Below are 22,659 nucleotides of genomic sequence, written 5' to 3'. Positions count from 1 at the left end.
TTTTTACTTTTATATTATGAAAAAATTGATAATATTCGCTTTCCTGGGATTAAGTACTTTCGCTTTTTCGCAAAATGCAAAAAATTCGCCCGAAAAAGGAAAACAAAAAACAGCTCTTATAGTGCCTGCAGAGGAGGCTAAATTAGAAGCTCAGAAAAAGGCAGCTGAAGAAAAGGCTAAGCTTCCTAAACCTTATGACCCAAAAGCTGACGCTCAGGCAGATATTAATAAACTAGTTGCCCAAGCTAAGAAAGAAGGCAAAAATATAATGATCCAGGCAGGTGGAAACTGGTGTATCTGGTGTCTTCGTTTTAACGATTATGTACAGACGACTCCTGAACTGAAGGAAATGGTAGATAAGAATTATCTGTATTACCACCTGAACTATTCTCCGGATAATAAGAATGAAAAAGTTTTTGCTCAATATGGCAATCCGGGAGATAAATTTGGATATCCGGTTTTTATTATTTTAGATAAAGATGGGAAATTGATCAAAGTTCAGCAGAGTGATGTGTTGGAAGAAGGAAAGGGCTACAGTAAAGAAAAAGTAAAAGAATTCTTTACTACATGGGCTCCTAAAAAAGGATAAAATATAAAAAACTGCTCCAGCAATGAGGCAGTTTTTTTATTTTGAAAATCTGTTTTATTAGAAACTGTAACATTTTCTATTTAAAATAAAGTCTCTCACAAACTATGCAGATATTTATAAGAGATCAGCAAAATCAGCGAGAAAATATTACATGTCGAATTTACAGTAACTTTTTAATCCAGCTTAATTTTTTATCAGAATAAGGCGGGTATTTGATATTAGGTTCACCCCAGGTCGCTTTTTCAAGAACCGCTTTTGGGTGAGAAAAGGTTTCAAAACCATACTTTCCGTGATAATTTCCTATCCCTGAGTTTCCAACGCCTCCAAACGGAAGATTGTCATTGCTTAAATGCATCACCGTATCATTGATACATCCTCCTCCGAAAGAAAGTTTGCTGGTGAAGTGATCTTTCTCTTCAGAATTATTGGTGAAAAGATAGGCAGCCAGAGGTTTTTCGAGTTCTAAAATGGAGTTCAGCGCTGCATTGTAATTTTTAAAACTGATGACTGGCAGGAGAGGTCCAAAAATCTCTTCCTGCATAATATCGTCTTTCCAGTCTATATGGTGTAAAATAGTAGGTTCAATGTAGAGCTTTTCTTCGTCAAAATAACCTCCGGAATAGATTTTTTCTTTATCAATAAGACGTATCAGGCGTTGAAAATTCCTTAGATTAATAATTCTTGTATATTGTTCAGAATCCTGACCATATTTGAATTCTTTAATATATCTCCTGAGCATTTCCAGAAACTGTTCCTGAATGGTTTCTTCCACCAGGAGATAATCGGGAGCTACACAAGTTTGTCCGGCATTGAGGAATTTCCCCCACACGATTCTTTTAGCTGCCATTTCGAGATTGGCATTTTTCGTGACAATAGCTGGAGATTTCCCACCCAGTTCAAGGGTTACAGGGGTAAGATGTTCTGCAGCTGCCTTGTATACAATCTTTCCGACTTTCGTACTTCCTGTAAAGAATATTTTGTCAAATCTTAGTTTTAAAAGGGCTGTGGTTTCATCAATACCTCCTTCATACACATACAGATATTCAGGTGGAAAGTTTTCATTGATGATTGCTGCCATAGCTTTCATGGTATTTTCCGCAATTTCACTTGGTTTCAGAATACAGCAATTTCCGGCAGCTATTGCCGCTATAATGGGAGAAAGCGATAGTTGATAAGGATAATTCCAGGCTCCGATCACCAGGATACAGCCCAATGGCTCCGGATAAACTCTGCTGTTTCCCAGCTGATTGACAAGGTTGGTACTTACTTTTTTAGGCTTTGAAAGGGATTTTAGGTTCTTGATATAATAATTGATATCATTCAGAATAAAAGATAATTCCGTAGTGAAAGTATCAAATTTTGATTTTCCAAAATCCTTGTTAATAGCTTCATACAGCATATTTTCATTGGAAATAATAAGATTTTTAAGCTTTTCAAGATACATTTTCCGGAAAGCTAAGCTTTTGGTTTGCTGTGTTGCAAAAAAATCTCTTTGCTTCAGTAGAATACTCTCAATTTCCATCGGTGACTTTTATAATATTAAACGTTCTTATTTTCAGGATCGTATGGGGTTGAAATTTATTAATAATAATTAAATATTGATTTAAATAAAATCATTTTATATTATTTTTTAATTAATATAATGATAAATATTGTAAAATTCATTGTTTGGTGATAAAAATATTGTAGTTTTATTTGTATAAAATTTGCGGATGAGAAAATTGCTCTATTTATTTCCTTTATTCTTTTGTTATTTCAGTTACGCACAATGTACAAGCTGCGGCGTTCAAAACCCTACAGATCCCAACTATCATTTTCCGGATAATACCACGGTTTGTTTTACTTCGGATATGACCTTCAATAATCCTACTTTTGGAACCAATTCTAAGATTTGTATTGCTTCCGGTGTGACCTTGCAGTTTCAGAACAATATCAGTGGAGTTACTAATGCTCCCGTGAGTTTTGAAGTTCATGGAACATTAAATTTTAATCAGACCATAACGAGTGTTGCAGATCTTGACGTGCATGTTTATAATACGGGAAATATAACGGTAGGAGGAGGAAATGGAAATCTGACAATGAATGGACAGATCAATAAAATTGTTAATGAAGGACTTATTGAACTTGGCGTTTTACAGTTAGGAGATAATACTTCCAATACCATTGATAATTATGGAAACCTGAATATTAACGGAAACCTGAACATGAGCAATTCGGCAGTTACTTTGTTCAGAAATGAAGGAGGAGGACTGATATTGCTCAGTGGAAATTATGGAAATAGTGAACAGAGTGTTTATGTAAATTGCGGTACTATTATCTCCCAGAGCGGATTTAATATTAATGGTGGTAAAATTATTAACACAGGATTTTTTACAGTTGGGGGAGATATTAATTTGTCAGGAAGCAGCAGTGAAATTTACAATTTTGGACTTTTTACTTCCACAGGAAATATGAATAATGCACCTGCTGATGCCGTGATTTATAATGAAGGAGAACTTGCGCTGAACCAGTATCAGGGAGGAAATGCTGCCATTCAGGGACCTTCTACATCCACCAAAAAAGGATATATAGTTTTACAAAATCCTATTCAGGTGGGAAATGTGGCTGTAGGACCTAATCTTGATTTTAGAAGAACGACAGGTGTTTCTGACCCAGGTACGGTTTTCATGAACAGTACTCCAAGTTTTCTGACGAACGTTACCTATGATTGTGCTTCTACCAACAGTTGTAGCGCACCTTTGATCATTAATCCTGGATTTTGCCCTGCCATTAACGGAGATCTGCCTCCAATGGCAGTAGATGATACCTACACCATTATTGCAGGAGGATCTTCTACAGGAATTGTTCTGGATAACGATTTTGAAACCTATGGTGGAGCACAGGCAACTCTTTCCAACGTTATTTTGTCTCAAATATCAACCTCGAACCCCAATATTTCATTGAATACAACTGACGGACATATTCTGGTAGCTCCGGGAACTCCTCCGGGAACATATACTTTGGTGTATCAGATCTGCCAGACCGCTTCTCCGTCAAATTGTGATACGGCAACAGTAACTGTTACGATTCAAGGAAATGTACCGTGTTATAAACCTGCAGTGACAGCAGGAACCGTACTTTCTCCGGATTTCGGAATTACTTCATTGAGCAGAGCAGATAAAGGGGGAGGCAACTGGCCTGGTGTAAGAAAAGGAGCTTGGGCTGTACTGGAATCAAAGAATAAAGGTTTTGTTCTTAACAGACTTACCGATGCTCAGGTAGCAGCCATTCCACAGGCAGACCTTAAAGAAGGAATGATCGTTTACAATACGACACAAAATTGTCTGCAGGTTAATATTGACGGAACTTCTACAGGCTGGAAATGTTTCAATACCCAAACCTGCCCGGATTAACAAAAAAACTGAATAGTTATGAAAAAAATAGCCTTAATCATTATAATAACAGCTTCCGGAATCTTTAATGCTCAGGTTGCTTTAGGAAAAACGACGTTAGAATCAGCTTCATCATCTATTGAGTTTGGAAATGAAAACCGCGGTATTGTTCTTCCATGGGCAACAAACACTTCCGGTATTCAAAATGTGGTGAATGGTACATTGATATTTGATATCTCAGACATGAAAGTGAAAGTATATCAGAATAATCTTTGGAAAGATCTTTCAGTAGACGCAACTGGTACTGCTGATACCAGTCTTCAGGATAGTTTGACAGATCAGCCTGAAGCAAAAGTTTCGGTAGGAATACCGTCATCCGTTTCCGGAATTCTGGTGCTTGAAGATAGTAGTAAAGCCATGATTTTACCGAAAGTAGCTTCTCCTCACCTCAATATTATCTCTCCTGCTGCCGGTATGATGGTTTATGATACCCAAAAAAAGCAACTGGCAGTTTTTAACGGAACAGTCTGGTCCTTTTGGGGAGAGTAGTTTACATGATATTCCTTACTGCTATTTTTACAGGATGATAAAGCAACAGACCAATTGCGGTAACAAGTGCCAGCCAGAATAATCCCGTGAAAATTTCCATATTGGAAAGGAGAATAGACTGAGCGGTTATTTTAGGTTTAAAAGCACCTGCTGTCATGGATAAAGAATCATTCACTGACAGTTTGGAAATATTAGCTCCGAAAATTTGACTCCATTGACTGTAAAAAACAGGATTGGTGTCTGTAAGATTAGCACTGAGGGTATCAGAATGTTTTAATGTTAAAAATAACATCAGATTCTGCATCAGGGCATATCCGATAGCGGTTGTCCAGAAACGGGTTGTCGTCCCTAACGCTGTAGCATTGGATACATATTCTTCCGGAGTTCCTGAAATCAGAAAGAAAACAAGGGGTGTAAATAATAATCCCTGCGCGACTCCCTGTAGAAATAAAGGCGGACAGATGGTAGAAAGGGTAGTGTCGGGATAAAATGTATAGGTAAACCATGCACAATCAATGGCTAGTAAAAGAAATCCTGTAAAGAAAACAATCCTTGAGGAAATTCCACGAACCAGGCAGATTCCTGATAGTAATATTCCCAAAAGAGTTCCTGCCACATTCCAGTACTGGATGTTCACAATATAATCCCAGGGCCATTTCCATACGGTAGCCATGATGCTGTAGACATTATTCAGACCGGAACGGATCAGATAAAAAATAAAAAACAGAATCATTCCTGCAATGACATTTTTGGAGCTGAAAACTTCAAAATGAAACAACGGTCTCTTAGAATTTCTTTGTTTAAGCATAAATAATCCTCCTGAAAGAAGGAATATAAACAGGCACATGATAATGGTGTCAGATTCCAGCCACATGAGTCTTTTACCATAGATAATAGCATAACCGCCAGCCTGCAGACATACCCAAAGCAAAAACCAGCTGGTAATATCCAATTGGTACAACGGTTTTTTAGGAAAAAATCTGTTTCTGTTGAATAATGCAATGCCTATAATCAGGACAAATACATGGAAATACACCATCATCAGAATCATATGCTGAAAATCATAATCTTCAATGCTTGATTTCAACAGGGAAGTGGTAATGGTTCCTCCGGTCAGCATAATGGTATACATGAAGAGATACGCTAAAACTTTGGCATGTTTTGTTTTTAATTCAGCAATAATCAGAGGAAGGAAAATTGCTCCTTCCAGCAACCCGAAAATTCCTTCTAAAAATCGGATCACCAATATCACATGATAATCATTGGTAACTGATAAAACGTAAAGAATAATCACGGAAATGGAAGCCATCAGCAATACATAATATTTGACGCTGAAATAGGCCATAAACCGCTGTAAAACTAAAAGGGTAACCACAAATGTCCCATACATCAAAATCATTAAATACTGGATGTCATCTGAATCTACATCCATAAAAGAAGATGTGAAGGCGCTGTTCGAGTGTAAAAGCGACAACAACATCAGGTGGGGAAACAATGCCAGTATAAGAAGAGGCAGTTTCAGCCATTGTGGTACCCATTTATGATAAACTGTATTGTGTTGCATAATTTTTATGGTGGACAAAAAGCAAAAAATCGTTTTTCTGCTGTTTAATCTGAATGAAAAATGCGAAAAGACAAAGGGCAAAGGTGTAAATAAGTAAAAGGTAAAATGGCAAATATGCGTAAGAAAAAATTTGCAGATTCGCTATTTTGCAGTTTGTCTTTTCGCTAAAAAAATAATTTAATTTGAAAATTTGAAAAATGAGAGAATTTGAAAATTAAATTAAAACCGAATATTTTATGCTCTAATACTCTAATACTCTAATACTCTAATACTCTAATACTCTAAAACCCTCCCACTTTCAAACTTAAATCTTCTTTGCACTCACCAGAACATTCATTCCGGAAAGCAGTTTTTCGTTGTCTTTATTGTTATCCAGAATAATTTTCACAGGAAATCTCTGTTCAATTTTCACAAAATTTCCTGTTGCATTATCAGGTTTTACTAAGGAAAACTGAGAACCTGAAGCTGGAGAAACGGAAAGAATTTTTCCTTTAAACTCAACATCGGGATAAGCATCTGCAGTAATAATGACTTCCTGGCTCTGATCAATCTGTCCAAGCTGTGTTTCCTTATAATTCGCAATGATCCATTTTTCTTTGCTCACGATTTGTACCAAAGCCTGTCCTTCCTTAATTAACTGTCCTTCCTGAATGGTCTTTTTTCCTACCCATCCATCATAAGGGGCTGTGATTACTGTATAAGAAAGATAGAGTTTCGCATTGTTAAGACTTGCAGAACTCTGCTGGATCTGGCTTTTTACGGGGGCAACCTTAGTCTGTTGTTCATTTGCGCCTGCTCTTACTGCATTTTTCTGCTGTTCCAATGCTAAAAGATTGGCTTTTGACTGTTCATAAGAAGCTTTTATATTTTCAAATTCCTGTTCGGTAGCTGCATCTTCTGTTAACAGATTTTTATATCTTTTATAATCCTGTTCTGTTCTCCAGATATCAATTTTTGCGGAAGCAATTTTAGCATCAATGATTTTCGTGTCACTTTCTTTAGTACTGACACCGCTTTCAATGGTACTGATGGTTGCCGTATTGGCATGAAGATTCGCTTCAGCCATATGTACCTGATTCACAAACTCTCGGTTGTCAATGACAATTAAAGTGTCCCCTTTATGTACAAACTGATTTTCGTTAAACCGTATCGTTTTGATGAAACCCGATACCTTGCTGGATACAGGCGTTATATATTGCTCGATCTGCGCATCATTCGTCGTCACATTTTTTCTCGAAAAAAGATAAAAGCTTACCATTCCTGTGATTCCGCTGATGATCAGGATCCAGGCCAGTAAAGTAATGGACTTGTTGATTCTTTTTTCCTTTTGTGTTAATTGTTTCTGTGCCATAGTTTTTATAAGTTCCCAATTGTATATTGGAGTTGGTAGTATTTAAGTTGTCTGTTAATTTTTACGGAAATAAGATTAGATTCAGCTTCCAGATACGTATTGTCAGCATCAATCAGTTCAGTGATAAGGCTTAATTTATTGGCATATTTTGTTCGTACAATACGATAGTTTTCTTTAGCCTGATTAATCGCTTCTTCAGCAATTTTTACCTTCTGGTCTGTCTCTTCAAACTTTTTATAAGCCTCATAAACATTGTGTCTTACATTTTCCTCATTTTCTTCAATCTGAAGCTTGGCAAGATCAATATTTTCCCGTGCTTCCTGCATTCTGTATTTGTTTTTGTACAGATTTTCGATAGGATAGGTAAGATTTACCCCTACCATTCCCAAACGATACGCATAGGGTTCAGGAGGAAAGAACATCATATTCGGATATTTTAAAAAATATTCTCCGCCAGCCGTAATTTTTGGTAAATAATTCGCTTTGGTAATTTTTTGATCCAGTTCTTTCAGAGAAAGATTCTTATGGGTGATTTCAACAGATTCATTTTTGTTTAAAGCAGTTTCTGTCAGCTCATCAACATAAGGAATTGCAGCATTATCCGAAATAAGATCTTCCGTATTCACATGCATTTCCTGATTTTCAGGAAGAGAAAGAATAGTCTTCAGTTTGTGTTCAGCAATCTGAATATCATTATCCAGTTCTGTCCAGCTCATTTTATGGTTGGATAGCTGTAGTGAAGTTCTTAAGACTTCATTAACCGTAACAACACCATTTGCTTTCAAAGCTTTTACCTGCTTGATATTGACGGAATCCTCCTTCATTTTATCATTAATAAGACTCTGTTGCTCTTTTAAATGATGGATCTGTAGAAAAGCAGTAATGATGGACATTTTAAGCTGTCTTTCGTCCAGGTGGGTTTTTAAAGCTGAAATTTCAGTATCTATAGCCGCTTTCTTCTCTGTATTTTTAATTTTTCCTCCCATGTACACCGGAATTGAAGCGGATAATGTAAAATCATACATTCCATTGATCACATCGTACTTAGTAGCTTTATTAAATACGCCATTCTGATGCTGAAATAGGTTGGTAACCTGATTGTAGCTGGTATGAAATTCAATATCCGGAAGTTTTTCCATTTTGAGATCTTTCTCTTTGGTAACGGACATTTCCTGTTTGAGATGACTGATCTGTATGTTTTTATTGTTTTTTAAACCAATCTCTACCGCTTGTTGTAAGCCGAGATGTTGATAATCGATCATCTGTGAATGTAAAAAATTGCTCAATAATAAGCACAACGCAATGCACATATACCGGCATGCGTTAAATATGATATTCATAAATTAATTAAAGGATTTTTGCTAAAATGATTTTGATGCAGCAAAGTTACGATGAGAAGCTACAGACCCTATTTGTGAAAACAGAAAAAGATTTGCTCATTTGCGCCAATTTGAAAATTCTTCTTACCTTTATCCTATGAACAACAGCCATTTTAAAGAAGTAGAAGAAGATGATACGGAATTTTACGTTTATCATGTCCTTACCGGAAATGTAACCACGGAGATTCATTATCACAGTTCTGCACAGTTAGTCTATGCAGAAGGCGGTATTGTCCATGTTTTTACAGATCAGAAACACTGGTATCTTCCTGCCAGATGTTTTATGTGGATTCCAGCCGGAACTCCTCACTATATTTTTTCTACCAGTCCAAAGGTTGATTTATATAACTTTTATTTTAAGAAAGAAGAAAATGAAAGTGGCTTTTTTGATGAAATCAATATTTATTCCGTTAATAATTTACTTCGGGAGATGATTTTGTATACTAAAGAATGGGATGGGAAAATCACAAAAAATGATACGTCTAAATATTTTTTCCTCAAAGCACTTAAAGGCGTTTTGCAGGAGAAAAAGCACAAACATCTTGCCTTTCCCATACAGCATCCATTTCCTAAAGATGAAACCTTACTGAAGATTGCAAGATATATCCATGCTAACATTGAGAAGCCTCTTACGATTGAATCTACGGCAAAAGAATTTGGAATGAGTACAAGAACCCTTTCCAGGAAATTTAAGGAGATTCTGGGCATGAATTACATTCGTTTTCTAAGAGCGTTGAGAATTACCCGCTCTCTTGAGCTGATGCTGGAAGGAAAATACAATATGTACGAAATTGCTATGATGGTAGGGTACAACAGCTTGTCGTCTTTCAGTAATATTTTCAAAAAGGTAATTGGTATTGCCCCTACGGAGTATCAGCATAAATTGAGAGGGGATAAGTGATGAGTAGGAGTGTTTGAGTGTTTGAGAGTTTGAGAGTTTGAGATTCGGGGTACGGGGTGCGTGTTACAGGGTAGCGGGGTTTATAATGCTGGATAAACTTTCTTGCCTGTTCTTACTGTAAGGTTGTGAAAAAAAGCTAATTTAACGAGTAATAGCTGTTAAGATTTCCTACATTCCCCTTCCTTGAAGGGGTGGATTTTTGCAGAGCAAAAAGACGGGGTAGTTAATATCAATCTTACTTCAACGTCACCCTATATAAAAGAAAAACCACCTCAATAAATTGAAGTGGTTTTGTATTGTGAGAAAATCTCAGTTGCTTATATTAAGCTTCTTCAGATTTAACTTCTTCTTTCTTAGCAGCAGGAGCAGCTACAACTGGAGCGTCAGATACGATATCAAACTCATAGTTGTACTCTACATTTCTGTGAAGTCTGATAAGAGCTGCGAATTTACCAGTTCTCTTGATAGTGTTACCAGGAATTTTGATGTATTTTTTCTCTACAGAAACACCAGCTTTTTCTAAAGCAGCAGATAGATCAGCATTGTTGATAGATCCGAATAATTTGTCACCAGTACCTACTTTTGCAGGGATCGTGATAGAAGTTTTCTTCAATTGCTCAACTACAGCGTTAGCAGCAGCGATTAATTTAGCTTCTTCTTCTTTTCTAGCTTCTAATGTAGCTTCTAAAGCAGCTTTGTTTTTAGGGGTAGCTAAAAGAGCAATTCCTTGAGGAATTAAGAAGTTTCTAGCATAACCTGGCTTTACGTTTACTGTATCAAACTCAAGTCCTAAGTTTTCTACGTCTTTTTTTAGGATAATTTCCATTGTTGTTGTCCTTTTTTAGATTTTAGTTTTATATCTAAAATCAAGTTAGAATTAATGATGTATTCAGCAACAAAAGAAGAGGAGACCTCTTCTTTTATTTATTTTTTGTCTTATTTCAATAAGTCAGCTACGTATGGTAGTAAAGCAAGGTGTCTTGCTCTTTTGATAGCAGCAGAAACTTTTCTTTGGTATTTTAAAGAAGTTCCAGTGTATCTTCTTGGTAAAATTTTACCTTGCTCGTTTACAAATTGTAATAAGAAATCAGCATCTTTGTAATCAACGTGCTTAATTCCGTATTTTTTGAATCTACAATATTTCTTTTCAGATTTTGTATTGATATCAAGTGGAGTAAGGAATTTTACTTCTGATTCTCCTCCTGCTGAGGCTTGTTTAGCCATTTCATCTATTGCCATGTCTTGTCTTTTTTAAAAAATAGGGTTAATAATTAAGCTTTAGCTGCTTTTACTTTAGCTCTTCTTGTTACAGCGTACTCTACAGCGTGCTTGTCAAGTTTTGTAGTAAGGTAACGGATTACTCTTTCGTCACGCTTAAATGCTAATTCTAAATCAGCAACTACAGTACCTTCTCCTTTAAATTCGATTAAAGTATAGAACCCATTCTTTTTCAATTGAATTGGGTAAGCTAATTTTTTTAATCCCCAGTTTTCTTTAGCAACGATTTCGCAGTTCTTTTCTTTGATTAGATCTACATACTTGTTCACTGCTTCCTCTACCTGTGCCTCAGATAGAACGGGAGTTAAAATGAAAACAGTTTCGTAATTGTTCATAATGTTAAAAAATTTGTTAATTATTTCGAGGTGCAAAAGTAGAAAATATATTTCTTATATGCAAGAATATTGGTAAAATAGTTGGTGGTTATTGGTTAGGTAATAAACATGAAATCTATTTTTGTATTTTAGTGATCTGAAAAACTTTTAATGAATGAAAACTAAATTGTATATCTTGCCATTACTCTTAATGGGTGTTGTTTGCTATTCTCAGGACAAAATTTCCATGAAAAACGGGACTTCACTTGATGTTAAGCTTATAGAAATAGGAACTTCCAATATTACTTACAAAGAATTGGATAATTTGGATGGGCCTACTCACGCTATTGATAAATCTGAAGTTTTTCAAATATCATACAGTAATGGTAAGACAGATGTTTTAGGGAAATATAAAACGGTTGATGAAGCTAAAGATCTTATCATTTCCAAAATCAATGAATTTGGGGTAGATCGGGATAGAAGTAGTTTGACTCTGCAGGCTTCATTTGAAGAAGATAATATTAAAATTAATTCAGTGAATGCAAAAGGACGTATTGTAAATGAAGGTGACGTATGGGATATGGCGAAAGTCGTAGCGTTTCATAATATTTCTAAAAGGAAGGATAATGTATTCTATTTAAATATTGTAACGTATAAAATAAAGAATACCGAAAAGGAATTAAGCAAACTGGTCATTAAAATGACAAACTATGAAGCTGCCGAAAGTGTACTGGAAGCTATGAAAGATTTAAAAATTATGTTGAAAAAAGAGTAAATTTATTTAATCCTTTTCTCTCAACTCCGTTAGAAAATTCACCTTCAAAACATCATACAAAGAATGTCTGCTCACCAGGATAGAAGCAATAGAAGAGACCATTCCGGCCAGCATCAGATGGAATATCAATGAATGTCTGTCCGTCATTTCCAGCACAATAATGGCTGAAGTAAACGGAGCTCTCGTAATTCCGGTAAGAAAAGCGACCATTCCGGCCAGAATCACCACATTGGTTTCGTTAGGTGTTAAATGAATAATTCCTGAAATAACAGAACCTATACTTGCTCCCGCAGTAAGAGCCGGAGCAAAAATTCCGCCAGCACCCCCTGAAGTAAAGGAAAGTGCAGGGCCAAGCATTCTGAGGATAGGAACATACCAGTCTTCATGTTTGTCTTTAGTAAAAAGAACGCGCTCCATGATTTCTTTTCCTGATCCCAGAACTTCTCTATTGATGAAATAAGCGATAGAAGCAATAATTAAAGCAGAAGCAATAAGGAAAACAACATTGGCTCTATCCGTTTTCAGTTTTTTCTTCTTCCAGCTATTGATTTTAAGCATGGTAACAGATAGTTGGCTAGCCATAATGCCGGCAGTGGCAGCAACTAATATAATCGGAAACATAACCATTAAGGAAACATCATTGGTCTTCGGATATCCCAGATATAAATAAGATCCTGCCAATGTTTGAGCGGTAAGACCTGCAATGATTACTGCCGTAAACAAAGCCGTTTTAAAGTAATTGATATGGGTTTTAGACAGCTCTTCAACTGCAAAAACAATTCCTCCAAGCGGAGTGTTGAATGCTGCGGCAAGTCCGGCTGCAGCTCCTGTCATAATCATATTTTTCTTGGAAATCTTAGGCCACCATTCAGGAAGATATTCGTTTACCTTTCTGAAAACTGAACCTGCGATCTGAATCGTTGGCCCTTCACGCCCCACAGCACCTCCTCCGATTACGAGGATCACGGAAGACAGTATTTTGAAAAAAATAATTTTAATACTTAATAGATTCCGAATTTTCCTATGTTCTTTCGGATTAGCCAGTTCTACAGCTGCCATCACCTGTGGAATACCGCTTCCTTTGGCATTGGGAGCAAATTCTTTCACCAGCCACCACGATAATACAAATCCTATGGGAGCAATAATGAAAATCATCCATGCATGCCAGTCAAAAATAAAATTCATTAAATGTTCACCCCATGCAAATACCTGTGCATACATTACAGCAAAAAAGCCTGTAATTACAGATCCTATCCAAAAAGGAATGGCCTGAAGCAGGTTGTGCTTCAGCTGTTCATTCCGGATATTATCGAAGGAATTTTTGAGAGATCTTTTTATGAGGGCGAAAATTTTCAGCATTTGCAGGTTTTGAGGGGTGAAATTACGGTAAAATTTTGGAAATTATGTTTCGTTTAAAAACTTTGAAATGATTTCAGCGTTTCTGTCCATCATTATTTTCAATAATAATCACCGAAATATTATCCTAAAGAAAGTTGATATGTATCTCGATAATGAATTTTTCATTCAATTTCGTCAAACCAAAAACTTTCTGTAATCCGGATCCATATTATATTATTATGATTGTTTGTGTTTAAATTTAATGCTTGTAAAGCTAATAGTTAAAAAAGCGATTATAATGCAAAGTGACAATTGATTAATTGTTGATTTTGTTTTTAAATTTATATTTTGTTGAATATTTGTTAATTTTAATTAATGCTATTGGATGTTTTAAAATTTCAAAAGAATTGATTTGAAAAAAGAAAAACCTCCGAAATAAATCGAAGGTTTTTTATTTGAAATCGGCAACAATTACTTATTACCCCATTGCTAATTACTTATATTTCTGTGTTCAGATCCCAATTTTCAAGATAGTCGTGAACGTGCTTCAGCATCATTCCTCCCAGAGAACCGTCTACCACTCTGTGGTCATAAGAGTGAGACATGAACATCAAGTTTCTGATTGCGATTACATCTCCGTCAGCTGTTTCAAGAACTGCAGGCTTCTTAACGATTGCTCCGATTGCTAAAATAGCTACCTGAGGCTGAGGAATGATCGGTGTTCCCATAAGGTTTCCGAAGCTTCCTACGTTAGAAATTGTATACGTTGCCCCTTGAGTATCTTCTGGTCTCAATTTCTTGTTTCTTGCTCTGTAAGCTAAGTCATTGATTGCTTTTGCAAGACCTGAAAGTGATAACTGATCAGCATTTTTGATAACAGGAACGATAAGGTTTCCGTCCGGAAGGGCAGTAGCCATACCGATATTGATGTTTTTCTTTTTGATGATGTTTTCACCATTGACAGAAACATTGATCATTGGGAAATCCTGGATTGCTTTCACTACCGCTTTTACGAAAATAGGCATGAAAGTCAGTTTTTCACCTTCACGTTTTTCGAATACAGCTTTGTTTTTATTTCTCCATTTTACAACATTGGTAACGTCTGTTTCAATGAATGAAGTAACGTGTGGAGCAATTTGTTTTGCTTTTACCATGTTTTCAGCGATGATCTTTCTCATTCTGTCCATTGGAATGATTTCATCACCTGCACTTACCGGAATGGTAGCTGCAGGAGCAGATACTGCCGGTTGTGGAGTAGAAGCTGCCTGTACCGGAGCCGCCTGTTGAGCTGGCTTGCTTCCTCTGTTAGCAACATACGCTAATATATCTTCTTTGGTAATTCTTCCTTCTAAACCGCTTCCTTTGATAGATTTCAGTTCAGTTTCAGAAATATTTTCCTGTTGTGCGATAGATTTTACAAGTGGAGACAGATAAAGATCTCCTGAGAATTCTACGTTTGAAGCAGCTACTGTTTGTAGAGGCTCTTCAATCGCTTTTAAAGTTTCAGCATCCGGAGTAGCCGCCGGAGTTTCAGTTTTTACTTCCTCTGAAGCTGTGCCTTCTCCTTCAATTTCTAAAATAGCAATGGCTTCACCTACTTTTGCAACTTCATCTTTTTGCTTTAAAATTTTTACAATTTTCCCCGAAACTGGTGTCGGTACGTCTGAATCTACTTTATCTGTTGCAATTTCTACTACGGAGTCATCCTCCTTTACGTTATCACCTTCATTGAATAACCAAGTGATAATTGTCGCTTCCATAACCCCTTCTCCCATGGATGGAAGCAATAATTTGTATTCTGCCATTTTTGATTTTTAGATTTTGACAAATATATAAAAAAAATCGGTTTTTTTAAGAAATATATAATCTTAGCTAAATTCGATATAAATATTTTCGCCTACATTCAGTCCAAACAGGCTTTTAGCACCGTTTTTCTTGCTTCCCTTGTAGATGGTAAGCTCCAATAACTGACTATCATTGAAGATAGCAGCAGACTGTCCGTGGAATTCGGTCTCCCTTTTCCAGTCCGAAACCACCTCTGTATGGCTGGAAAATATTCTTGAAAGGCTTAAATTTCTGAATTTTATGGTAAAACCATTGTAGCCTTTACTGATGTTTTCAAAAAAATCTTTATTGATATTTGATATTATATTTCCGAAATTGTCAATATACGTCACTTCGCCAATAATCATCCCTTCCGATTCATTATAAACCGCTCGTGGAAACATCAGTTGTTTTGCGGTGCTTATTTTCCTTCCTATGACTTCAGGAAGTCCGCCATTGGCAAGATGTACTGCTGCAGGAACAAAAATGTCTGTAGAAGTAAAGTTGATAACATCGTCAAAACGATTGTTCAGCGTAAGTTCGTAGATCGCTTCCGGTTTAATATCAAAAAATATAAGGCTTAAAAGGCCATTATCTGCTGCCAGGAAATAAGATCCGTCTGCTTTATAGATGAGATTCTTTCTCGATTTGTTGTAAAAACTGTCTACGGAAAGAATGTGAATGCTTCCTTTAGGAAAATATTTATAAGCATTCCTTACAATATACGAAGTCTGTATAAGGTTGAATGCCTGGATATCGTGGGTTATATCAATAATATTAACCTCAGGGTTTAGAGACAGAATTTTGCCTTTCACAGCGGCAACTCTGTAATCTAAATTTCCGAAATCCGAAGTAAGGGTAATAATTGACATGAGCAATTTATAGAATAGTGTAGTATTGCAAAGTTATTTAAAATAAAAAGAAAGCCCGAAAGATTGTTGAAAAGAATTTGATATAAATTTGAAAAAAAGCTTTAATTTTAAAATCTAAAAATAAAAATACTGCATGTTTGAATTAACATATGATTTGGAAGATATCGATGCGAAAATCTTCTATGGAGTTAATAACCAATATTTCAACTTAATAAAATCAAGCTTTCCAACCATTAAAATTACAGGAAGAGATCATTTCATCTTTGCCATGGGAAATCAGGAAGCTTTAGACATACTGAAACAAAAACTGGATGATATTGTCAGTTTTATCTCCAAAAACAATTCAATAGGGCTGAAAGATGTTGAAAATATATTGAATATTAAAGACGAAAATGAGAAACAACTGGTATTCGATCAGGATATCATTGTAAAAGGAGTTAACGGAAAAGTTATTAAAGCTAAGACAACCAATCTTAAAAAGCTGGTCAAAGAGACGGAGAAAAAGGACATGGTTTTCGCCATTGGACCTGCAGGTACCGGAAAAACCTATACCAGCGTGGCATTGGCGGCAAGAGCTTTGAGAGATAAAGAAGTGAAAAGAATTATCCTGACAAGACCGGCTGTAGAAGCAGGGGAGAGTCTGGGGTTTCTTCCTGGTGATCTTAAAGAAAAGCTGGATCCGTATTTACAACCTTTGTATGATGCGCTTCGTGATATGATTCCGCATGAGAAACTGGAAGGTTTCATGGAAAAGAAAGTGATTGAAGTAGCACCATTGGCCTTTATGAGAGGACGTACATTGGATGATGCGTTTGTGATTCTTGATGAAGCACAGAACACCACTCATGCTCAGATGAAAATGTTCCTTACCAGAATGGGGATGAATGCCAAGTTCATTATCACAGGAGATCCAAGTCAGATTGACCTACCTAAAAACCAACAATCCGGACTGAAAGAAGCGATGAGAATTTTAAATGGAGTAAAAGAAATCGGATTTGTACATCTTACGGAAGAAGATGTGGTAAGACACCCGGTAGTAAGAAAGATTATCCTTGCGTATAACGACGAAGAAAAAAGACTAAGAAACGACTAGTGAAAATGAGTAAAAGTTTCCATTAACCTTTTATTAACCTTAAATTGGTTAGTTAAAATTTGTTAATTTGAAAAAAATAATTAGTTTTGCAGACCTTAAATGTAAAAACTAATTAAACATGAAAAAACTTTTACTTGTTGCAGCGGTCGCTGCTATGGGAATTTGTGCTAACGCACAAGAATTTCGATTTGGTCCAAAAGCTGGTTTCGCAATGTCTACCATTAAGCTAGACGATAAGCAAGATGATCTTGACGGAAGAAAAATGTCTCCTAAATATACCTTCTATATCGGAGGAATGGCTGAGTACAAATTCAATGATAACTTTGCTGTTCAGGGAGAGGTTTTGTATTCTCCGCTTGGAGCTAAAGAAAAGATTGATGGAGTAAACGCTGGAGGAATGTATTTTGGAGAGTCTACTAAAGTGACTTTTGGAACTCTTTTAGTTCCTGTTTCTGCAAAATACTTTATTACAGAAGGTTTCTCTGTAGCTGCAGGTCTTAACGTGGGAATTATCCTTACCGCTAAACAAAAGACTGTTATTGGTTCAGATTTCCTTGATGTAGAAATGGAAGGTGAAGGCGGTGATGTAGATATCAAAAAAGATATCAAATCATTGAACCTTGCTCCGTTCTTAGGTGTTGAATATATGCTGGAAAACGGACTTTTCTTTGATGCAAGATACAGCTTAGGAGTATCCAACCTATCTAATGACAACAGTGGAGGTTCTGTAAAGAACAGCTTTGCTCAGGTGGGTGTAGGTTTCAAATTCGGAGGAAACTAATTCTTAAATTTTAGTTATCGAATAATAATATAAAGCGGGACAACATTTGTCCTGCTTTACTTGTTATAGGACAGTTTATTCTGATGATAAAAATAATTAGTACTTTTGCACAGTAATTCAAAGCTACTAAAAAAATGAAAAAACTATTATTACTAGGTGCTTTTGCACTTTTAGGAGGTGCTGCTCAAGCACAGGAAGGTTTTAAAATCGGTGGACATATTGGTGTTCCCGTATCTGATGCAAGTGATGTATCTTCGTTTACATTAGGAGTAGATGCAGCTTATATGTGGAATATTGCTAAAGGTCTTGACCTTGGGGTAACCACAGGATATTCTCATTTCTTCGGAAAAGATCACTTTGATGATTTCGGATTTGTTCCTGTAGCTGTTTCCGGGAAATATAGATTTAAAGGAGCTCCTATCTTTGTAGGATTAGACCTTGGATACGGTATTTCTACAAAGGATGGTGTAGATGGTGGTTTCTATGCACAGCCTAAATTTGGATATCAAATGTCTAAAGGTGAGTTGTACATCGGTTACCAATCTATCAGCAACAAGCGTGACCTACCAGGATGGGGAAGCTATAGCTGGAATGTAGGAGCTGTTAACCTTGGTTATAACTTCTTCTTGAAATAAGAAAAAGCAATTGCATATGAAAACTCCGGCCGAAGGCCGGAGTTTTTTGATTACTTATATATAGACTGTACGGATTTCTGATCAGGAATTTTTAATAGAGTGGATCTATATCGATTATAAATAAGGAAAAACAGCTTTAAATAATAAACATTTGTTTAAATTTTAAGAGTTAATAACTTTAAAATTAATAGTTTAGGTTAATTAATTTTAGCATTTCTCCAGAATTCATGGGGTTTGAGAAAAAAATAAAAAATTTAAAAAAGTAAATATATTTGAGTCTTGTTAAAAAAATAGGATTTTTTTATTCATAATATTGTGAAAAACTCAACAATATCTCTTAAGTATGATTTATTTTTACAAAACCCTAAATTTTAACAATGATATTAATCACATTAACAAATTTTAATATTAGTGGGGACCACTGTAAATTTGCCCTCAGAAAGTATTAAAATTTTTTAAAATGAAAAAAATATTATTAGCGGGTGCTGTTGCACTTTTCGGTTTATCAAACGCTCAGATTGCTAAAGGAACTACATATTTATCAGGATCTGTTGGTTATTCTCAAGTAGAATCTAACAACGGTAACGATAAAAAAGAAAACTTCAACGTATTACCTACAGTTGGATATTTCGTAAACACTAACTTAGCAATCGGATTAGGAGTTGGTTACCAAACTGAAAAAAACACCCTAACTACTACTACAACTTTAGGAAACACTACAATTGTAAACGAAGGTGTTGTTAAAACTCCTGCTTTTGTTGTTGCTCCATTCGTAAGAAAATACTGGACTTTATCTGACAAGTTATATTTCTTCGGACAATTAGCAGTGCCAATGCAGTTTGGTAAAACTGAAACTGAAAACAGCTCTGTAGCTACTAACGGAAATACAGTTGTTACAAACTCTACTTCTACTGAAGCTAAATACACTAAAATCGGTGTTACTGTTAAACCAGGTTTAGATTATTTCTTAAACAAAAACTGGTCTATCGAAGCTACTATCGGTGAGTTCGGTTATAGCAACTACAAGCCAAAAGATGGTGATGCTACAAACAACTACAACTTCGGATTGAATTTATCTTCTGTAACTTTCGGAGTTAAATATGTATTTGCAAAATAATAAACAAAGCATATAGCAAGAAAGCCCTGAGAAACTCTTAGGGCTTTTTTCTATATAAAACTAATATAATAATCATGAAAAAAATCGTATTGATGGGCGCTGTGGCGCTTTTCGGTTTGTCAAATGCACAGATTGCAAAAGGAACTTCTTATCTTTCAGGTCAGGTAGGATATTATCACAATGAGAAAAACGAATTTGAAACCAATATAAAGGATGATGTGATCAGAATCCTTCCTACAGCGGGGTATTTCGTTACTAATAATCTAGCCGTGGGACTTGGTGTAGGCTATAAAAGCGCTGTTACAAAATACAAATTGGGCAATCCTACCATCAGTAATGTATTTGAAGTTAAATATACCGATAATGCTTTTGTGGTAGCTCCATTCGTGAGAAAATACTGGACTTTATCTGATAAATTATACATCTTCGGACAGTTACAGGTTCCATTGGAATTTGGTAAGGAAAAAATGAATGCAAAAAGTAATATTAATGATGCGGACCCTTTGCTTACAGCTGCCTTGAACAAAGAAAATAACTATACTAATATTGGGGTGAATATTAAGCCAGGTCTGGACTATTTCCTGACTAAGAACTGGTCAATTGAAGCTACAATAGGAGAGTTCGGATACAATACTTACAAAAGAGATATTGACGGGGCAAAAAGAACTGATGATTACAAATTTGGAATCAGTTTAACGTCCGTGACTTTTGGAGTTAAATATGTATTTGCAAAATAATAAATAAAATAGATATATTAGCCCTGAGATAGTCGTCTTAGGGCTTCTTTAATATAAAACTAATTATAATCATGAAAAAAATCTTATTAGCATCTGCAATTGCTTTATTTGCAGGGTTGAATGCGCAAACTACATTCGGGATAAAGGCTGGTTATGCTTTATCAACATTAAATTCTGATGTGAACAGTGTCGATTTTGGCGGGGTAGGCGCAAATCTAGAATCTAAATCCGGTTTTTATATCGGTGGTTTGGTTGAACATAAATTGAACAGTAAATTTGCGTTGCAAGGAGAAGTGGAATACGCTAATCTGGGAGGGAAAGCAGTAGTAAAAGTTTCCGGTGTTACAGTAACGGAAAAACTGCATTTTAACAGAATTGTTATTCCTGTATCAGCAAGGTATTATGCAACTCCTGAACTAGGGCTTTATGCCGGTCCATATGTAAGTTTCAGAACCAATACGAAAGCTAAAATTGAAGTAAGTGGAGCTCAGTCGAATCCAGCTGCTATCAACGAAGGTGAAAAATATCTTGAAAACTATTTTGATAATGGATTGAAATCCACAGAATTTGGTTTGTTCTTAGGGGCTGATTATAATCTATACAAAGGATTATTCGTGGATGCCCGTTACAGTTTTGGTCTTACCAATATGATTAAAAATCCTGTAGATGGAGAAAAACTAAAAATGAATTTCTTCCAGTTAGGAGTAGGATACAAGTTTAAATAAACAGATCCTAGTATAAAAACAAAAAACTCTCAGAATTATTTCTGAGAGTTTTTTTATGAATGATTTATTCTTTCTTATTTTCCAAACATTCCACCCATTCCAGGCATATTTGGCATTTTGCTCATCATCTGCATCATTTGCTTTCCTTGAGGCCCTTGCATCATCTTCATCATTTTACCCATCTGATCGAACTGTTTCATCAATTGATTCACATCTTCTACCTTTCTTCCGGCACCTTTAGCAATTCTACCTTTTCTCTGTGTATTGATGATAGAAGGTCTTCTTCTTTCTTCAGGAGTCATAGAGTAGATGATGGCTTCAATGTGCTTAAACGCATCATCACTGATTTCTACGTCTTTAATTGCTTTTCCAACTCCAGGAATCATCCCCATCAAATCCTTCATGTTACCCATCTTTTTGATTTGATTGATCTGCTTAAGGAAATCGTCAAAACCGAATTCGTTTTTAGCAATTTTTTTGTGAAGTTTTTTAGCTTCTTCTTCGTCAAACTGCTCCTGAGCTCTTTCTACTAAGGAAACAACGTCTCCCATTCCCAGGATTCTGTCTGCCATCCTTTCCGGGTAGAAAAGGTCTAGGGCTTCCATTTTTTCTCCCGTAGAGATAAATTTGATTGGTTTTTCAACAACAGAACGGATCGTCAGTGCAGCACCCCCTCTTGTATCACCATCTAATTTCGTTAAAACAACTCCGTCAAAATTCAAAGCATCGTTGAATGCTTTTGCTGTATTCACAGCATCCTGACCTGTCATGGAGTCTACTACGAATAGCGTTTCATTGGGTTTAATGAAGTAATGAACAGATTTAATCTCGTTCATCATCTGCTCATCAATAGCCAAACGACCTGCCGTATCCACAATCACAACATCATGACCGTTTGATTTTGCAAAATTAATTGCATTTTCAGCGATGGTAGAAGGATTTGTAGAACCTTCTTCCGTGAAAACAGGAACATTAATCTGTCCTCCTAATACTTTCAGCTGGTCAATAGCTGCAGGACGGTAAACGTCACATGCTACCAATAAAGGTTTTTTATTTCTTTTTGTCTGTAAATAATTAGCAAGCTTTCCTGAGAAAGTCGTCTTACCAGATCCCTGAAGACCTGCAATAAGGATTACCGTTGGTTTTCCCGAAAGATTAATTCCTTCCTGAGAACCTCCCATCAGGTCTACCAATTCATCATGAACAATTTTCGTCATCAACTGTCCGGGCGTAAGGGAAGTAAGAACGTTTTCTCCTAAGGCTTTATCCTGAACTCTTTTTGTAAGATCTTTGGCAACTTTATAGTTAACGTCGGCATCCACCAATGCTCTACGGATCTCCTTTACGGTTTCCGCCACATTGATTTCGGTAATTTTTCCTCTACCGGAAATATTGTGTAATGCCTTGTCTAATTTATCCTGTAAACTATTAAACATATTTATTGTAAATTATAGGTTTGCAAAAAT

Annotated in this window: 22 protein-coding genes; 11 read left to right on the top strand and 11 right to left on the bottom strand. The window is 36.0% G+C overall.

The features are described from left to right. Positions 1-16: 16 nt before the first annotated feature. Positions 17-589 (top strand): thioredoxin family protein, encoded by a 573-nt coding sequence (locus tag ACMA47_RS14090; protein WP_413930266.1) that lies wholly within the window; start codon positions 17-19, stop codon positions 587-589. Between the two features lie 160 nt (positions 590-749). Here ACMA47_RS14090 and ACMA47_RS14085 read toward each other — a convergent pair whose 3' ends face one another. Next, positions 750-2,111 (bottom strand): aldehyde dehydrogenase, encoded by a 1,362-nt coding sequence (locus tag ACMA47_RS14085; protein ID WP_413930265.1) that lies wholly within the window; start codon positions 2,109-2,111, stop codon positions 750-752. Positions 2,112-2,301: 190 nt separating this feature from the next. On the opposite strand from ACMA47_RS14085, the gene ACMA47_RS14080 reads away from it, so the two are divergent. Both ACMA47_RS14080 and ACMA47_RS14075 read left to right on the top strand, forming a co-directional pair. Further along, on the top strand, positions 2,302-3,981 hold the full coding sequence (locus ACMA47_RS14080) for a hypothetical protein (RefSeq protein WP_413930264.1): 1,680 nt from the start codon (positions 2,302-2,304) through the stop codon (positions 3,979-3,981). Between the two features lie 18 nt (positions 3,982-3,999). Further along, positions 4,000-4,509: a hypothetical protein gene (locus ACMA47_RS14075; RefSeq protein WP_413930263.1), complete on the top strand. Its 510-nt coding sequence runs from the start codon at positions 4,000-4,002 to the stop codon at positions 4,507-4,509. Between the two features lies 1 nt (position 4,510). On the opposite strand, the gene ACMA47_RS14070 is transcribed toward ACMA47_RS14075, so the two are convergent. From ACMA47_RS14070 to ACMA47_RS14060, 3 genes are all read right to left on the bottom strand, one after another. Beyond that, positions 4,511-6,073, bottom strand: a complete 1,563-nt coding sequence (locus tag ACMA47_RS14070; protein WP_413930262.1) for an MFS transporter — start codon at positions 6,071-6,073, stop codon at positions 4,511-4,513. A gap of 304 nt (positions 6,074-6,377) precedes the next feature. Continuing rightward, positions 6,378-7,424 (bottom strand): HlyD family secretion protein, encoded by a 1,047-nt coding sequence (locus ACMA47_RS14065; protein WP_413930261.1) that lies wholly within the window; start codon positions 7,422-7,424, stop codon positions 6,378-6,380. A gap of 5 nt (positions 7,425-7,429) precedes the next feature. After that, complete coding sequence (locus tag ACMA47_RS14060; RefSeq protein WP_413930260.1) at positions 7,430-8,686, bottom strand: TolC family protein; 1,257 nt, start codon at positions 8,684-8,686, stop codon at positions 7,430-7,432. Between the two features lie 214 nt (positions 8,687-8,900). Here ACMA47_RS14060 and ACMA47_RS14055 point away from each other — a divergent pair, with 214 nt between their 5' ends. Next, positions 8,901-9,704 (top strand): AraC family transcriptional regulator, encoded by an 804-nt coding sequence (locus ACMA47_RS14055; RefSeq protein ID WP_312302964.1) that lies wholly within the window; start codon positions 8,901-8,903, stop codon positions 9,702-9,704. 322 nt (positions 9,705-10,026) lie between these two features. Here ACMA47_RS14055 and rplI read toward each other — a convergent pair whose 3' ends face one another. The 3 genes from rplI to rpsF all read right to left on the bottom strand — a co-directional run bounded on the left by rplI (position 10,027) and on the right by rpsF (position 11,317). Continuing rightward, positions 10,027-10,530: a 50S ribosomal protein L9 gene (gene rplI, locus ACMA47_RS14050; protein WP_034695445.1), complete on the bottom strand. Its 504-nt coding sequence runs from the start codon at positions 10,528-10,530 to the stop codon at positions 10,027-10,029. A gap of 110 nt (positions 10,531-10,640) precedes the next feature. Continuing rightward, on the bottom strand, positions 10,641-10,943 hold the full coding sequence (gene rpsR / locus ACMA47_RS14045; RefSeq protein WP_002979091.1) for a 30S ribosomal protein S18: 303 nt from the start codon (positions 10,941-10,943) through the stop codon (positions 10,641-10,643). A 32-nt stretch (positions 10,944-10,975) separates the two neighbouring features. Then, the gene (rpsF, locus tag ACMA47_RS14040) at positions 10,976-11,317 is read right to left on the bottom strand and encodes a 30S ribosomal protein S6 (RefSeq protein WP_034695444.1); all 342 of its coding nucleotides are present in this window, start codon (positions 11,315-11,317) and stop codon (positions 10,976-10,978) included. 154 nt (positions 11,318-11,471) lie between these two features. Between rpsF and ACMA47_RS14035 the strand changes: the two genes are divergently transcribed. Next, positions 11,472-12,071, top strand: a complete 600-nt coding sequence (locus tag ACMA47_RS14035) for a hypothetical protein (protein ID WP_413930259.1) — start codon at positions 11,472-11,474, stop codon at positions 12,069-12,071. Between the two features lie 6 nt (positions 12,072-12,077). Here the strand turns inward: ACMA47_RS14035 and ACMA47_RS14030 are convergent, their stop codons facing one another. From ACMA47_RS14030 to ACMA47_RS14020, 3 genes are all read right to left on the bottom strand, one after another. Then, a complete protein-coding gene (locus tag ACMA47_RS14030) occupies positions 12,078-13,430 on the bottom strand; it encodes a chloride channel protein (protein ID WP_413930258.1) in 1,353 nt (450 codons plus the stop codon). A gap of 476 nt (positions 13,431-13,906) precedes the next feature. After that, a complete protein-coding gene (locus tag ACMA47_RS14025) occupies positions 13,907-15,214 on the bottom strand; it encodes a dihydrolipoamide acetyltransferase family protein (RefSeq protein WP_413930257.1) in 1,308 nt (435 codons plus the stop codon). Positions 15,215-15,277: 63 nt separating this feature from the next. Beyond that, entirely contained in the window at positions 15,278-16,105 is an 828-nt protein-coding gene (locus ACMA47_RS14020) for an S-adenosyl-l-methionine hydroxide adenosyltransferase family protein (protein ID WP_413930256.1), read from the bottom strand. Between the two features lie 133 nt (positions 16,106-16,238). Here ACMA47_RS14020 and ACMA47_RS14015 point away from each other — a divergent pair, with 133 nt between their 5' ends. From ACMA47_RS14015 to ACMA47_RS13990, 6 genes are all read left to right on the top strand, one after another. Beyond that, positions 16,239-17,198, top strand: a complete 960-nt coding sequence (locus tag ACMA47_RS14015) for a PhoH family protein (RefSeq protein ID WP_002979097.1) — start codon at positions 16,239-16,241, stop codon at positions 17,196-17,198. Between the two features lie 118 nt (positions 17,199-17,316). Beyond that, positions 17,317-17,979 (top strand): porin family protein, encoded by a 663-nt coding sequence (locus tag ACMA47_RS14010; protein ID WP_034695437.1) that lies wholly within the window; start codon positions 17,317-17,319, stop codon positions 17,977-17,979. Positions 17,980-18,113: 134 nt separating this feature from the next. Continuing rightward, the gene (locus ACMA47_RS14005) at positions 18,114-18,614 is read left to right on the top strand and encodes a hypothetical protein (RefSeq protein WP_253317403.1); all 501 of its coding nucleotides are present in this window, start codon (positions 18,114-18,116) and stop codon (positions 18,612-18,614) included. Between the two features lie 460 nt (positions 18,615-19,074). Continuing rightward, positions 19,075-19,731, top strand: a complete 657-nt coding sequence (locus ACMA47_RS14000; RefSeq protein ID WP_413930255.1) for an outer membrane beta-barrel protein — start codon at positions 19,075-19,077, stop codon at positions 19,729-19,731. A 74-nt stretch (positions 19,732-19,805) separates the two neighbouring features. Further along, positions 19,806-20,468, top strand: coding sequence for an outer membrane beta-barrel protein (locus ACMA47_RS13995; protein ID WP_413930254.1), 663 nt, complete (start codon positions 19,806-19,808; stop codon positions 20,466-20,468). 71 nt (positions 20,469-20,539) lie between these two features. Next, positions 20,540-21,193, top strand: coding sequence for a porin family protein (locus tag ACMA47_RS13990; protein WP_413930253.1), 654 nt, complete (start codon positions 20,540-20,542; stop codon positions 21,191-21,193). A 74-nt stretch (positions 21,194-21,267) separates the two neighbouring features. Here ACMA47_RS13990 and ffh read toward each other — a convergent pair whose 3' ends face one another. Next, the gene (gene ffh / locus ACMA47_RS13985) at positions 21,268-22,629 is read right to left on the bottom strand and encodes a signal recognition particle protein (protein WP_413930252.1); all 1,362 of its coding nucleotides are present in this window, start codon (positions 22,627-22,629) and stop codon (positions 21,268-21,270) included. Positions 22,630-22,659 lie beyond the last annotated feature (30 nt).

This window comes from Chryseobacterium sp. T20 (assembly GCF_047345655.1).
Taxonomy (GTDB): Bacteria; Bacteroidota; Bacteroidia; order Flavobacteriales; family Weeksellaceae; genus Chryseobacterium.
This window is presented reverse-complemented; position numbering and strand designations above follow the sequence as displayed.

Excerpts from the sequence above, each read along its gene's own strand:
- ACMA47_RS14060 (WP_413930260.1), bottom strand. The coding sequence starts at position 8,686 with ATGATCGATTATCAACATCTCGGCTTACAACAAGCGGTAGAGATTGGT.
- rplI (WP_034695445.1), bottom strand. The coding sequence starts at position 10,530 with ATGGAAATTATCCTAAAAAAAGACGTAGAAAACTTAGGACTTGAGTTT.
- ACMA47_RS14035 (WP_413930259.1), top strand. The coding sequence starts at position 11,472 with ATGAAAACTAAATTGTATATCTTGCCATTACTCTTAATGGGTGTTGTT.
- ACMA47_RS14015 (WP_002979097.1), top strand. The coding sequence starts at position 16,239 with ATGTTTGAATTAACATATGATTTGGAAGATATCGATGCGAAAATCTTC.
- ACMA47_RS14090 (WP_413930266.1), top strand. The coding sequence starts at position 17 with ATGAAAAAATTGATAATATTCGCTTTCCTGGGATTAAGTACTTTCGCT.
- ACMA47_RS14065 (WP_413930261.1), bottom strand. The coding sequence starts at position 7,424 with ATGGCACAGAAACAATTAACACAAAAGGAAAAAAGAATCAACAAGTCC.
- ACMA47_RS14025 (WP_413930257.1), bottom strand. The coding sequence starts at position 15,214 with ATGGCAGAATACAAATTATTGCTTCCATCCATGGGAGAAGGGGTTATG.
- ACMA47_RS14075 (WP_413930263.1), top strand. The coding sequence starts at position 4,000 with ATGAAAAAAATAGCCTTAATCATTATAATAACAGCTTCCGGAATCTTT.
- ACMA47_RS14010 (WP_034695437.1), top strand. The coding sequence starts at position 17,317 with ATGAAAAAACTTTTACTTGTTGCAGCGGTCGCTGCTATGGGAATTTGT.
- ACMA47_RS14080 (WP_413930264.1), top strand. The coding sequence starts at position 2,302 with ATGAGAAAATTGCTCTATTTATTTCCTTTATTCTTTTGTTATTTCAGT.
- ACMA47_RS14085 (WP_413930265.1), bottom strand. The coding sequence starts at position 2,111 with ATGGAAATTGAGAGTATTCTACTGAAGCAAAGAGATTTTTTTGCAACA.
- rpsR (WP_002979091.1), bottom strand. The coding sequence starts at position 10,943 with ATGGCAATAGATGAAATGGCTAAACAAGCCTCAGCAGGAGGAGAATCA.
- ffh (WP_413930252.1), bottom strand. The coding sequence starts at position 22,629 with ATGTTTAATAGTTTACAGGATAAATTAGACAAGGCATTACACAATATT.
- rpsF (WP_034695444.1), bottom strand. The coding sequence starts at position 11,317 with ATGAACAATTACGAAACTGTTTTCATTTTAACTCCCGTTCTATCTGAG.
- ACMA47_RS13995 (WP_413930254.1), top strand. The coding sequence starts at position 19,806 with ATGAAAAAAATCGTATTGATGGGCGCTGTGGCGCTTTTCGGTTTGTCA.
- ACMA47_RS14070 (WP_413930262.1), bottom strand. The coding sequence starts at position 6,073 with ATGCAACACAATACAGTTTATCATAAATGGGTACCACAATGGCTGAAA.
- ACMA47_RS13990 (WP_413930253.1), top strand. The coding sequence starts at position 20,540 with ATGAAAAAAATCTTATTAGCATCTGCAATTGCTTTATTTGCAGGGTTG.
- ACMA47_RS14005 (WP_253317403.1), top strand. The coding sequence starts at position 18,114 with ATGAAAAAACTATTATTACTAGGTGCTTTTGCACTTTTAGGAGGTGCT.
- ACMA47_RS14020 (WP_413930256.1), bottom strand. The coding sequence starts at position 16,105 with ATGTCAATTATTACCCTTACTTCGGATTTCGGAAATTTAGATTACAGA.
- ACMA47_RS14055 (WP_312302964.1), top strand. The coding sequence starts at position 8,901 with ATGAACAACAGCCATTTTAAAGAAGTAGAAGAAGATGATACGGAATTT.
- ACMA47_RS14000 (WP_413930255.1), top strand. The coding sequence starts at position 19,075 with ATGAAAAAAATATTATTAGCGGGTGCTGTTGCACTTTTCGGTTTATCA.
- ACMA47_RS14030 (WP_413930258.1), bottom strand. The coding sequence starts at position 13,430 with ATGCTGAAAATTTTCGCCCTCATAAAAAGATCTCTCAAAAATTCCTTC.